Source organism: Desulfitobacterium metallireducens DSM 15288 (assembly GCF_000231405.2).
Taxonomy (GTDB): domain Bacteria; phylum Bacillota; class Desulfitobacteriia; order Desulfitobacteriales; family Desulfitobacteriaceae; genus Desulfitobacterium_A; species Desulfitobacterium_A metallireducens.
On sequence record NZ_CP007032.1, the window covers coordinates 1,775,757 to 1,788,852 of the forward strand.

Sequence of the window (13,096 nt, forward strand, 5' to 3'; positions counted from 1 at the left end):
GAGAACAGTTCCATACTATTTCATAAATAACAATTAGTGGATAAACTAACTTATTTAACTTTATAATTTCTTTAATACCCCTCCAATATTTGTCCACATACTATCTATTTTGCGTAAAACACCATCAATTCTCACCCATCCATCTGAGTATGTTTTTAATACTCCGTCTATTCTAGGCTTTAGGTTTGGTGGAGTCCAAAAAGTAAACCCTCTAAGAAACGGATACCCACTATTTGAACTACTGTCGATATTCCATATTGTACTGAAATCCCAACCAGAAAAAGTTGCCTGTGTTTTCATTTCTGCTGTGGTTTTACCTGTACCACCTTCTGAACTTAATATACTACTAACTGTTGTATCCCAATAAGAACTTGTTATACCACAACCTGAAGCAGTAGTTGGTAATAAACCGCCTAAGGTTGTGCCATTTAATGTTCCTACAGCGAAACAGTTTGTAATTTGTAAACTTGTCGCCATATTATCACATCCTAAATATTATACATTGAAAATCCTGCAATGCCACCTGCTGAACGTCCTGTAATATTGCATTTAGAATAACAATCACTTATTGTACAACCGGCAGTGTATCGTACACTGCCAGCTATTCCGCCTGTATAACCATCAGCACTTATATTACCCACTATAGTTCCTGTAACAAAGCATTTAGTAATAGAACCAGCTACCATTTCTCCAACAATTCCACCTACAGAACTAACACCTATATAGTCTATTCCTCCTCTGAAATTAACATTTGAAAGTCCTAAATTCATTACCTTATTAGTACTACTAAAAAATTCATCGAATAAACCAACACGTTGTTCAGATGGTCTATTTGCATAAAGACCATCTATGACATGAAAATTGCCATTAAATTCTTTAGCAAAACCACTAATTGGAACCCACCCTGCTCCACTATTCCAATTTATAGTATCTGATGCATCAATATCATTCATGAGTTTATAATAAGCAGTTAGATTATTTCTTACTGTGTCAAGTTCTGAGAGCGTTGTGATTTGGTAAGGGTCTAGCGAAGTTCCACTCCCTAACATATCTCGTTCACCCCCTTACACATACTTAATCCATAAGTCACCGTCACCCATAGAACCTAAGACGGCATCCGTTGTATTTAAAATTACATTGTGAATCTGTGCTGTAGCATAAGATGTATTAGACTGAGCTGTAACTACACCCGTAAATGTTCCACCGCTTTTATCCATCTTATTAGCAACTCTATCTTTAATTTGCCCTGCTGTGTTTGATAGCATATCATCCGTTACTGTACCAGCACCAATACCTGTCGATACTACATTATCAATAGCAGTCTTTAATGAATTTAGAATATTTTGTACTGTTGTTCCTGTTAATCAACTTGGGGCAATTGCTCCAACTAATCCTGCACCTGTTGTAGCTCCTAATTCTGTTTCCGTATAATATCTACCATCATGGTCTACACTTGTTTTATGAGTATTAAGGTTGCTTGCATTAGTAGAATCCGCAGAATTAAGAGTTGTAATCTTACTATCAATTTCTGCTTCCGTGTAGTATCTTCCATCATGATCCGTACTTGTTTTATGGGTAGTTAGGGCATTTGTTTGATTCGTATTATAGGTATCAACAAGGGTTTTTAGAGCAGAAAGAAGAGTTTGAACATCATTTCCTGTTAATCCAGTAATAGATTCAACCCCAATAAATTTTGCTCCGCTTGTTCCTGTTGTAATAGCTTGTAAACGTGTTATAAGTGCTTCGACTATACTTTGCACATCAGTTTGTGTTCCAATAGAAGTAATAGGGGTCATACCAACATTTTTAGCTCCACTTGCCCCCGCTGCTGTTGCATTGAGAAGATTTATAACTCCATTTAAGGCTAATCTTAATTCTTCACCTCTAGCATTAAAACTTTGTTGAGTTTGTAATGGTGTCCAACTTGGATATGGAGCCTGTGCTGTATGATCAAATGTAAAAGTATCTTTAGTTTCAAAAGCCATAATTATCTCATCTCCGATCCTTGGTCATATTCAATTTTTAATGAAACAATAGACATTCTTTCATCTAAAACATTATTTTGAAATTTAAACTGAAAATAATTAGCACGTTTTGACATGCTTTTTCGTTTGACTATAGGGAAAAATGATGTTGAATAAGTAAAATTAACATAAGAAAAACCTGCATAACTAAACGCACTCGTTTGCATATTTAAAGCAATATCTGCAACTCCTTGACGAGATAAAAATAATAAATCAACCGAACCTCTGTTCATAGGTTTAGCGGTTAGATCAAGTTTACTAATTACTTTAATCCATGTTGGAGTTCCATCATGTTCTACTCGTGTTGTACTCCATGCATCAATTGCCACGCCATCATCATTTGCTATAGTTGGATCAAATTGATAAATTAAACCCTCTGTATTACTTCCAAAACATAAAGTATTATCAATCACACTAAAGCAAGATGCAGGAATATTAACATCATAAAGCCATATATTGAGTTTATAATCCCAAACATAACAGACATTATTAACACATAACCCATAATACCCATCAAAATTATAAGATATAGCATCTTTTAAATTTAATTGACGAAGTAAACCAAGATCAAGACGTTCTACTCCTGCTTTATTGATAAGGTCACTTATTTCTACAACTGATAAACGATTATTAAGAGTAGTGTTTGATAAAATTTGTAATATTCCATTTGTTGTCGAAGCACATATTACTGAGTTATTTACATCTTGAATACTACCTGGAATATCAGATCCTTTTTCAAGATTGATATCTGCATATGGGAAAACGGGATAATTAACACCATCAACATAAGAAAGATATCCATGACCATTTGAATGTGAGACATAAAGTAAGTCATAAATATGACTTAATCCACTCACATTCCCAGGAATTTTCTGCCAAGCATCATCAGGAAAATAATCAGCGGAATAGTTTGAGCCATATAATCTTGAGTGCCATACTTGATCTGGAAAATTAGGATTACCTGAAAAAAATACTGTCGCAGAAGTTTTACCACCATAAACTGCGGTAATTGTACAATTCTTAATATACTCAGGATGGGTTAAAGATGCTTTGTAAGCTGTAATAATAACATTGTTTGTGCCTGTAGCAGGAATAGCAGTAAAAGTAATTGCTCCTGTTATGCGATTAACTGTAAAATCTGTTGTTTCAATCTTATTTGCATTATTAACTACTGCTGTAAGAAGTGTCACATCAAGATTTGTATAAGGGAGATTATAAACACTTGATGTACCATCTGCTGAGAATGAAATTTTAAACCCTGCACTCAGTAAATTAAAACTCTCATTTGTAGTTCCTGCATTAGGTGAACCTGAAGGACTTCTTCCAATTAAGACAGTTGGAATATAGGCATTTGTTGTTACATCTGCACAAGTTGTACCATCAAAAGAGAGATAATCTGTACCATTCTTTATATAAGAAATATCATTTAAAACAAAAAAACTAGCCTTTGCATTAGCAAAACCAGTCTTGATGGATACAGGTTGAGATGAACCATATTGAGTATAAAGTTCTGTTCCCCATGTTAGTAAACGATAAGTATTACCATTTGCTTTTTTATATTGAAATAATCCATTGATTTTTCCTGTCCCAAGAGAAGTTGGATATAGACGTTTATATCCTGGACGTTTATCTATCGTACCATCTCTTACCCTAATATTTTGACACTCAGGAGTTTGATTAGATGCAATAAGTGAAGGATTATCTCTATAATTTAATCCACCTGAAAAATCAGCATATGTTAGTTCTTTAGTAGTATTTTCCCTCAAATATCGTTGTCTTAAAGGCATTTAATCACCACCCCATAACATTTTTAATCTTACGAACTCCATTTCTACGAAAAGGAATAACTGCATCTTTTGCATCATTATACATAGTTAAAAGATCAATACCATCTGCCTGTCTACCATTTTGATGTAACCATTTACCCGCAGGAAAATAAGCTAAATAATCATGATATTGTGGTCTAATTCGAGGAATATCCGTCAAGTTAGTTAATCTATCTGGCAATACAAAATACCATAAGGTAATTGGATTAGTTGTTTCCACCATAAGTAAATTATCCATAACAGAAAAATCTGTGACTTCTTGGTTATTTACTGAATTTTCAAGTTTATAAAAGTCTAGGAAATCCGCAGGTAAAGTATATTGATAAGTAACACCATCAGGTCTTACTGTTCCATCTGTTAAAACATAGTCTTTTGACGATAAAATCTTATCACTCTGAGCGAATTCATAATAAGCAATATTTAAATAATCATTTATCAATTGTAATAAGTCTGCGTTATCGCCTACTGTTAATGGTTGACCATCTGAAGAATAACTATTGATCAATTTTAATGTGAGATCTTGAAGCTCTTTTAAAGTTCTAGTATTTGCCAAGGAATTTCCACTCCTTCCACTATAAATTTTATATTTCTCTTGCTATTTGCTTTTTGTAATCTTTTACAACTGCTTCTAAATAATTATATCTATCTCTTTCATTCGATTTATCTAGTTTCTCGTTATATTCATCAATCTCTTTTAAGGCATCATATCCTCTATGAGAGTCAATTTTCCGCATATGTTTAATTAGTCTTGCATCAAGGGGTCTTTGCCATTCCATCACATATTGGTCTTTAAATAGAACAATATAATTACCATTTAATTCATTTAATTCTAGAGATAAATTAGGATCAAATTCTTGTAATCTTTCCTCGATATTATAAACGTCACCTACAACCATAGTTTCACCTCAATAATAAATAAAGGGCAGAGAATTAACCCTGCCCTAGTTAGATTAAATTAGATTAGGCTTCTGTAATATCAGCCAATACAGTTTGAGCATTACGAGCAGAACAACCAAGTTCTAGATAACGATACAAAGTAGCACCATAGGCATCTTTACCTGCTACGCGAGAAAGAATTGCTCCATCCTCTTGCATCCAGTCGATATCGCTCAATTGATATACCTTGAGATAATCAGTATCCAAGAAGAATACTTTTCCAGTTGGTGCATCTTTATCGGCAATAAGAGAAAGACCATTATAATCAAGAGCCTTCTTACCACCCTTGAGATCCATAGTATTCATGTATTGACGAGTATTGGTCAAAAGTGATTGATATGCTCTACGAACACCAAAAGAGGTTAGAATAGCTTTGGTAGAACCATCAGAATTTGTTTCAGTTGTATCCATTGCAGTTTGCATTAAAGCTTCTGTAATTGCTCTAGGAGTACCACCATTAGCTAAAACATTAGCTTTCCAGAATGCATATGTTGCAGGATCTAAAGTTTGAATAGGTAATGTAGCAGAACAAATTCCTTGGAGTCCCATTACTTCAATATTACGAGAACCATGAATATAAACTGCATCAGTTGAAGCAGTTGATACCGCAGAAGCTACGGTAAAAGTTGTTGAACTTGGAACAGATAAAACTGCAACACCATTTGCAACAACTGCACCAGTTGCAGAAGTTAAAATATCAACAGTCATACCTACCCGAATATACTTGGTGCTTGCCACATTTACAGTAGTTGCAGTTGTAGTTGTTCCACAAACAGAAAGAATACCAGTACCATCACCCCAAAACATACGATTGAGTTGACGTTTAAAGTCTTTAGCAGCTCCCTTCATTTCAGAATCTACCGCACGAATAAAAGCACCTGCATCAGATTTAGTTGCTTTAATTGTCGGTCCTGTAATTTCAATCGTGGAATAAATATAGCGTTGAGGAACAATACATTCCTTATATTGTTGAGAACCTGCTGTAGGAAGAATTCCACCTTCTGCAACAGAAGCAAAACCTTCATTACCTCCAACATGCAAAGGAATTGTAAAATTCTTACCCACTACACTATCTTGGTCTTTATCTAAAAGATCAAGTACAACCACATCATTATTCACTTGCTCCCGCAAGGGTGCAAGATATTGGTTTTTCAAAATTCCATCTAAAGTTTGTAAAGTCGCTCCCATAATTAAACACACTCCTATTTCATATAATTTTTATTTACTCATTAAACTTTTTAATAGTTCGATACTATTTGCTTTGGCTTCAGCAAAGGTTTTTGGTGCAGTTGTTTCAATAACAGGACTTTGCCCTGCACTCTCTACTGTGCCTTGAGGTTTAGTTTTTTCAGCCAAATACTCTTTAATTGCAGTTTCTTTTGCAGATTTTAGATCTTGCTCATGCTTGGCAAGAATTTCTGGCAAATGATCTTTAGCTAGTAATGTATAGGCAGTAAGATAATCTGTATTCAATTCTTTAGCTGTTGTTTCTACTTCACTTTCCCAATCCTTAAAGAATGGTTTCTCTGCTAATGTAGTTTTTTGTTCAAGTAAAGTTTGATTTTGCTTAAATGAATTTAATTCATTTTGAACAGAACTAAGTTGTTGTTTGGTATTTTGAAATTCTCCCCAAACCGCAGGGTCAATATTATTTTTTGTTGCTTCTGCTTCAATGGCTTGACGATTAAAGTCTGAAAGTAAAGTATCAATATCCCAACCATATTTCTGAAGTTCCTTTGCTTTCGCTTGGATTGCTTCGTATTGTTTACGCTCTTGAGCTAATGTTTGGGTTTTGCGAGTATAATCATCACCCATTTGAGCAAGTTTAATGACTTCTTCAATCGGCAATTGTTTCTCTTCTCCTGCTACTTTCAAACTATAAAGCTGTGGTTGATCCACTTGGCTTGCATTTGGATTTGCAGTTGAGGATGTATCTACTGTGCTACCATCTACTACTGAGGTATCTACTGAGGTATTAGTTTCTAATGGAGTGCTTTCAAGGCTTGCTCCGAGTTCATCTGCCATTTATAAATCTTCCTTTCATTGCACTCCCTTAAAGGGTTAGTGCATCCAAACATAATAAAAAGAGCCTTTCAGCTCTTACAATTAAACGATTCCGATTTTATCAATCTCTAACCTAAAATCAGTGGATTTATCTTCATTGATTTCGCACCTTTTTACTGTACATTCCATCATTATCTTTAGGGTGTCCCCTGGTTTAGAATCTGGAATATTATCAACTTGCTTACTACTTAGATTAAAAGATGGCTTTTCTTGGGAATAATCCCAAGCCATCATATTATCTTCGCCTTTTTTAGGTTTTGTGATTTTTATGTCTTTCATCATTTTATCCATATTTTTAATAGCTTCTGCTTTGGCTGTATCCCATTTTATATTTACTTCATTTTGCTTGTCTGTCATGGTTGTTGCACCCCTCCTCCCATCATTCCATCAATTTTAGCCATCATATCTTGCATCATGGATAACATTTGATCCATTTTAACTGTTATATCATCTGTTTCCATAGGAGTATCTTGATTTAAACTAGCATTAGGATTTGCCATTGCTTTACTCATATTTGCCATTGCTTGACCTTTTGCTGTATTCCAATTGGTTTGGCTATTTGCCATTTTTATATCACCTCTTTCTTATATTATTGTCCCTGAATTGCTATTTGTGGTGGTTGAGTAGATTGAGGTTGATTATTGATAGATTGAGCCATTGCTTGAGCAGAAGCTAATTGTTGAGCAAATGCTGAATGTTCCGCAATGTGAGCATCAACTTGAGCTTGATATTGGGTTAGTTTCTCATAATCATCTGATTTTCGATATTTATTATGTTCTAATATATGGATTTCGTGATTGTAAAAATCTCTTGTTTTATGGGTAAAATCACCTTTTAACCATTGTTCTTGTTCTCGTTTAGCTTGATTTACATCAATACTTAAATCATCATATATTTCTTCAATATTACCGAATTCAAGCAATTTTAAGGCTTTTGTAGCATTCCTGTAACAAGAAAAAATGAGCTTTGAAAAAAAGATGACCTCACGTTAAGCTTTGAGAGGACACACTGTTGGCCAACAGAATCCAATCAAAAAATACCGGAGGTCATCCAGATGAATTTTACACAAAACGAGAAACTAAATCAACTTTCAGAAAGTAGTATTGTCATTGGAGTGGACATCGCAAGCGAACTTCATTATGCCAGAGCTTTCGACTGGCGAGGAGTAGAGCTAGGGAAAGTATTCAAGTTTGCAAACACTGCAGAAGGATTCAAAGACTGCTACGCATGGATTGAACGGCTAAAAAGGCAGACACATAAGGACTCCATAATAGTAGGCGCAGAGCCAACCGGCCATTACTGGTTCAATCTAGCATCATATTTTAAAGAGCAAAGCATTAAGCTAGTCCTGGTCAATCCATTTCACGTAAAACGTAGTAAAGAACTGGATGACAATCATCCGAGCAAAACGGATGCCAAGGATCCTAAAACAATCGCTAAGCTGGTGATCGAGGGCAGATTCAATGAGCCTTACATTCCGGAAGGGATCTATGCGGAATTGCGAATAGCTACGGCTTGCAGAATGCGCATACAAAAGGATATGAATAGCATAAAAAATCGCATCCAGCGGTGGCTAAAAATATACTTTCCCGAGCATGAAACGGTGTTTGCTAAATTTGATGCCACAAGTAGCATGCTGGTGCTGCAAGAAGCCCCTCTACCCAGCGATATTGAAAAACTTGGAGCAGAAGGAATAAACCAAATTTGGAGGGACAACAAACTGAGGGCAGTGGGTATGAAAAGGGCTAAGAGCCTGTATGAAGCTGCTCAAAAGAGCATTGGTTGCACCGAAGGAGAGTTTTGTTCCCGAATGGAAATCAAGCTATTACTCCAAGACTATCATAATAAAACAGCACAATATCAAGCGATCACAGAGGTCATTGATGGTTTGTGCAGTCAAATACCAGAAGTAGCAAAGCTACTTGAAATTAAAGGTGTGGGACTGGTTTCAGTAGCTGGTTTTATCTCTGAGGTTGGAGACATTAGACGCTTTAATTCTCCGAAGCAGATTCAAAAACTTGCCGGATTGGCCTTGCGAGAAAGCAGCTCAGGCAAGCACAAAGGACAGACCACGATCAGCAAACGGGGGCGAGCGCGACTGAGGGCAATTCTATTTCAAGCGGTGATGCCACTAGTCTCTAACAACACAGAGTTTGCAGAGATACATAAGTATTACACGACAAGAAACAAGAATCCTCTCAAAAAGAAACAATCGCTAATCGCCTTAAGCTGTAAACTGATTCGGGTATTCTATGCAATATTAACGAAAGGCATAGACTACGACCCGCAAAAGCTAATTAAAGACATCCATCGTCCCGTTGAGTATTTAGCAGCGTAACAGAAAGTGCAAATAAGCAGTTCTGTTGGTAGGCGTCACCACAGAATGTACCCAAATCATAGTAATCTAACAAGATAAAAGAGCTGGTAGTCAGTCAACATATTATCCATTAGAGCAAAGACTCGGTTTTGTAGCATTACTGACACCCAATCATGGATAGGTGGAACGAAGGAATTTAGGGCAGATGTGTTAATCTTGACCCTGTTAGACATGGGAGGTTTACCACCGTGAGTATAGTGGGTTTACAACGGCCAACATATTAAAAATAGCAGACGTTGGCTTTGCCATACTCAGTTTCTCTGAATTATGCATTCTATGCGAATTTTATCCGTGATGAGCTTTTTAGGTAAGTTAGGAATTCTATGAAAACAAGAGAAAATCAAAGTAAATCCCAAGATATTATAGGGAGGGTCACTAAGTATCTTTCTGTCCCATAAATCTAATACAAAATTTTGTCTTGCTACAGTTGATTTTGGCATAGCAGATCCAGAAACAACTTTAACGTCTTTATTACCCTTAAGATCAGAACCTTGAAACTCTTTAACATTAACTTGACCATTTTTACCTACAATTTTTATCATTCGAGGTTCAATATAATATTTTTGCATTAAAACTAAGACGAATTTTGCCCAATTTTCATAAGTTGTTTCAATATTATGGATAATTGGACCAAATTTTGTCTCATCTTGTTCTCCTAGAAAAGCAATAGCTATACCTGACTTAACACCTGTTGGTGCTGTTCCCGAAGAAACCTCATGAATACCAGAAATATCTTCAAAATCTCTTAATTGTAAGTCCAATTCAGCTTGAATATGTCCAGGTTCAGAAGGTGGAGTTTCCCAATTAGGTTGGTTATACCCTTTCTTATAACCAAGCTTTTCTCCAGGTTCATTTGTAGGTTCATCTATTAAAGAATTGATTTGATATAAAAATCTAGGATTACCTGTTCTAGTTTGATTAAGTCTCCGCTGTGTACGAGTTTTATTATATTCTCTTTGAACAGGGATTAAGTCCTCAATATTAGATGAGCCATAAACTCTACCAGGAACTAAATTATGAGGAGTTAAAAAGTAAGGTAATATATCATAAGGATTATCTTCAAATTGTAATAGTTTGCCATTAGCTATAGTAATATGTCTGCCTTTAGGATATTTCTTACTTGGTTTTTCCCAATATTCCTTGACAACAACTCCATTTTCCATAGAAATAGGTTTAAAATCGGATTGTTGACCATTAACATTAGCAAGAATACCATTAAATATATTCGTTGAAGATAATCCACCTTCAGGAGATACTTCAACATCATAAGTATCTTTAACTTCATCTACAGTCTTTAATATTCTTTCACAACACCATTTTGCATTATCAAATTCTGTAGCAGAAGGATCAAATACAAAATCAAAAGGACTCACAACTGAATTATCAATGTCACCTAATCTTTTAGTTTGTGTAATTTCATTTCCTTTTTCATCTAAAGCAAAATTACCGTGTTCATCCAAGGTATTAAGTTGTACTTCTTCACCTAAACTATCATTCCAAAATGTTTTTTGGATACTTGTTCCTGTAGTGATTTGCCACAAGGCTGATTTGAATCGTTTCTCATCCATATTTGTATTACGCCATACAAAATCAATAGCCTGTGTTCCTACTTTTGATGCATCAATATCTTCTTCTTCATTAGATGCAGGAATAACATTAAACTGAATTTTAGATTTTGTTATTTTTGCTAATTCTGTTCTAACAACAGGTCGTATACGGTTGATTGTGACTCTTTCTTCCCACCAATCATCTTTAGGTCTTTCAACAATTTTTTGAGAAGATTTATCATAAACAATCCATTGTTTACCTGTTAAAAATGCAATATTAACCGCCCATTGTTGTTCTAATGGAGGGTTTTTACCTTCTTTAATACGATCTTCAATAAAGGTTACTGACTCTTCTTCATTTACAGAAGCAGGATCTTTTGCAATTATTTTAGCCATGTGTTCACCTCCGATTCAATAAATTATATTTATTCTATTTTTGGAGTCAATATAATATCAAAATCAGGTATAACTAACTCTTCAGCATCACAAGGTAATGAATATAAATGCAATTGCTCACGCAATTTATTTATAGCTTCTTCTTGATTCTTTGCTACTGTAAAGCCTTTAATATCATAGTAACCACCATAATAAAGTTTATAGTTCAATATAGTTTCTGGCTGATTCTGCTCGTTCATTTGTGCATTCTCTTGGTTCAATGGGTTCCGTAGTGGTTTTGAATTCAATGTAGTCTTTTGCTTGGATACGGTCATATAATTGTTTTCTCTCCTTTGCTGTATCTTTTTCTCTTATATAAAGAAATACCAATGTAGCTAAATATGTTAAACAAACTATAAAGATTGTCATAGTTCTTTATATCTCCCCTTTTTGCTATTCTTGATTAGATTATTTCTATGTCTCTCTACCCTTGCTGATAGTGAATTATCATACTTATTTGCTTTTGGAATTGATGGTTTATCGTCTTGCTGTGATCTGATTTGATAAGTAATACACAATCCCATAACTAAATCATCATGTGAACCATTCTGTGCTTCTGGTCTACCCTTTTCATTACGAACAAAGGTTAGCATTTCTTCTAATGTAGGAATATTATTGATGAGTTCGATATTCTCTCTAACAATCTTAATTAAATTAGCAATCATCAGAGGTCTGGTTGTTTTACCAGTTAAAAAGCCAAATGATTTCTTTAAATTGCCTGTATATGTATCCTGTAATTCTCTAACATATTGATTGTAATAATTGAGTCTTTCCAACTCTTTGATAGGGAATGTGCTGTAATTAGTTTCTATACCAATAAGAGCTTCATTATAATAATTTCCTAAACAATACATTTGACGAGAATATAAATCTTCATCAAATTGATGTTTTAAGGTTGCTACTTGCTCACCTGTAGTATTATCTATTACATGCCCTGTGAACGAATCTGAGCCATCACCTGCTGTATCTCCACCTATTACATAAGGATATCCTTGTTTAGGCTCTGAATAGATAGTAATATAACCATCTTCATCATCTACCCATTGAATAGTTACATCATCTATCTGTTCATCTATATATTCAAAAGTAAAGTAACCACGTTTAAATGTTTGCTTTTTAAGAGCTTCTAGCCTTAATGTTACCAACTGTGCAGGGAATACCGTCTTACCAGTTACACCCCATTGATTTAAACAATAGACAGAGTAATAATAAGGATCTGTGTCTTTAAAGTCCTCTAATACCTTTATTGCTTCAGCATCTAAGAATTTATTATCTTTATAGGTAGTCTCAATAACCGTTGCATCTGATTTCCTATTATCAAAGAATTCTCCTTTAAGCCAATGTGTAGCACTTACAGGGTTAAAGGATATGAACATTTGATGAGGATATTTTGAACTTCCACGTAAACGAATGTTTAACTGTCTATAATCTTCTGATTCAACCTCTGTAGCTTCTTCTATCCATTCATCTGTAATATCATTGATAGACTTGATCTTTTCAATATCATCTAATCCCCTGAATATAAACCTATTACCATTTATGCACTCAATAGTCATATCGGTCTTATTGATCTTGAATAGATTATTACAACCATAACTAGAAATTGTTGCTTTAATTAAAGAAAAGCAGGATTCTCTCAATGAGTTTCCTACTTTTCTAACAACTAATACATTATGTCCTGGCTCAGTAATGGCTCTATATACTAACAATTGAGCAATACCAAATGATTTACCTGAACCACCACCACCCCTACAAACAATATAACGATCTCTATTTTCCCAAATATCTATAATCCAATCATTAAGCATTGATGGAAGTTCTGTAAAATCTACATCATACTTCATGTACTCCCTTTCCCTTTCAATAAAAAAAGAGTGATGTTTAATC

At 34.7% G+C, this 13,096-nt stretch carries 16 protein-coding genes; 1 reads left to right on the forward strand and 15 read right to left on the reverse strand.

The genetic code is table 11. The features are described from left to right. Positions 1-60: 60 nt before the first annotated feature. From DESME_RS08480 to DESME_RS08530, 12 genes are all read right to left on the reverse strand, one after another. Positions 61-477, reverse strand: a complete 417-nt coding sequence (locus DESME_RS08480) for a hypothetical protein (RefSeq protein WP_006719098.1) — start codon at positions 475-477, stop codon at positions 61-63. Between the two features lie 11 nt (positions 478-488). Further along, positions 489-1,049, reverse strand: a complete 561-nt coding sequence (locus tag DESME_RS08485; RefSeq protein WP_006719100.1) for a GLUG motif-containing protein — start codon at positions 1,047-1,049, stop codon at positions 489-491. Between the two features lie 15 nt (positions 1,050-1,064). Continuing rightward, entirely contained in the window at positions 1,065-1,265 is a 201-nt protein-coding gene (locus DESME_RS15900) for a hypothetical protein (protein ID WP_025248734.1), read from the reverse strand. Positions 1,266-1,364: 99 nt separating this feature from the next. After that, entirely contained in the window at positions 1,365-1,985 is a 621-nt protein-coding gene (locus DESME_RS08490; RefSeq protein WP_006719103.1) for a hypothetical protein, read from the reverse strand. A gap of 2 nt (positions 1,986-1,987) precedes the next feature. Further along, positions 1,988-3,811 (reverse strand): hypothetical protein, encoded by a 1,824-nt coding sequence (locus tag DESME_RS08495; RefSeq protein ID WP_006719105.1) that lies wholly within the window; start codon positions 3,809-3,811, stop codon positions 1,988-1,990. A 4-nt stretch (positions 3,812-3,815) separates the two neighbouring features. Continuing rightward, positions 3,816-4,403 carry a hypothetical protein gene (locus DESME_RS08500; protein ID WP_006719108.1) on the reverse strand — a complete coding sequence of 196 codons (588 nt, stop codon included), beginning with the start codon at positions 4,401-4,403 and terminating at the stop codon, positions 3,816-3,818. Positions 4,404-4,431: 28 nt separating this feature from the next. Continuing rightward, positions 4,432-4,746 (reverse strand): hypothetical protein, encoded by a 315-nt coding sequence (locus DESME_RS08505; protein ID WP_006719111.1) that lies wholly within the window; start codon positions 4,744-4,746, stop codon positions 4,432-4,434. A gap of 64 nt (positions 4,747-4,810) precedes the next feature. Further along, entirely contained in the window at positions 4,811-5,974 is a 1,164-nt protein-coding gene (locus DESME_RS08510; protein WP_006719113.1) for a phage major capsid protein, read from the reverse strand. 30 nt (positions 5,975-6,004) lie between these two features. Further along, on the reverse strand, positions 6,005-6,811 hold the full coding sequence (locus tag DESME_RS08515) for a hypothetical protein (RefSeq protein WP_006719115.1): 807 nt from the start codon (positions 6,809-6,811) through the stop codon (positions 6,005-6,007). A gap of 81 nt (positions 6,812-6,892) precedes the next feature. Continuing rightward, positions 6,893-7,207 (reverse strand): hypothetical protein, encoded by a 315-nt coding sequence (locus DESME_RS08520; RefSeq protein WP_006719118.1) that lies wholly within the window; start codon positions 7,205-7,207, stop codon positions 6,893-6,895. Further along, on the reverse strand, positions 7,204-7,416 hold the full coding sequence (locus DESME_RS08525; protein ID WP_006719120.1) for a hypothetical protein: 213 nt from the start codon (positions 7,414-7,416) through the stop codon (positions 7,204-7,206). The genes DESME_RS08520 and DESME_RS08525 overlap by 4 nt, the downstream gene beginning before the upstream one ends. A 23-nt stretch (positions 7,417-7,439) precedes the next feature. Beyond that, complete coding sequence (locus DESME_RS08530; RefSeq protein ID WP_006719121.1) at positions 7,440-7,772, reverse strand: hypothetical protein; 333 nt, start codon at positions 7,770-7,772, stop codon at positions 7,440-7,442. Positions 7,773-7,904: 132 nt separating this feature from the next. Between DESME_RS08530 and DESME_RS08535 the strand changes: the two genes are divergently transcribed. Then, entirely contained in the window at positions 7,905-9,188 is a 1,284-nt protein-coding gene (locus DESME_RS08535; RefSeq protein ID WP_006715219.1) for an IS110 family RNA-guided transposase, read from the forward strand. Between the two features lie 290 nt (positions 9,189-9,478). On the opposite strand, the gene DESME_RS08540 is transcribed toward DESME_RS08535, so the two are convergent. From DESME_RS08540 to DESME_RS15375, 3 genes are all read right to left on the reverse strand, one after another. Continuing rightward, complete coding sequence (locus tag DESME_RS08540; protein WP_025248735.1) at positions 9,479-11,170, reverse strand: portal protein; 1,692 nt, start codon at positions 11,168-11,170, stop codon at positions 9,479-9,481. 29 nt (positions 11,171-11,199) lie between these two features. Continuing rightward, positions 11,200-11,409, reverse strand: coding sequence for a hypothetical protein (locus DESME_RS08545; RefSeq protein WP_156922765.1), 210 nt, complete (start codon positions 11,407-11,409; stop codon positions 11,200-11,202). A 165-nt stretch (positions 11,410-11,574) separates the two neighbouring features. Next, positions 11,575-13,053 (reverse strand): PBSX family phage terminase large subunit, encoded by a 1,479-nt coding sequence (locus tag DESME_RS15375; RefSeq protein ID WP_006718841.1) that lies wholly within the window; start codon positions 13,051-13,053, stop codon positions 11,575-11,577. Positions 13,054-13,096 lie beyond the last annotated feature (43 nt).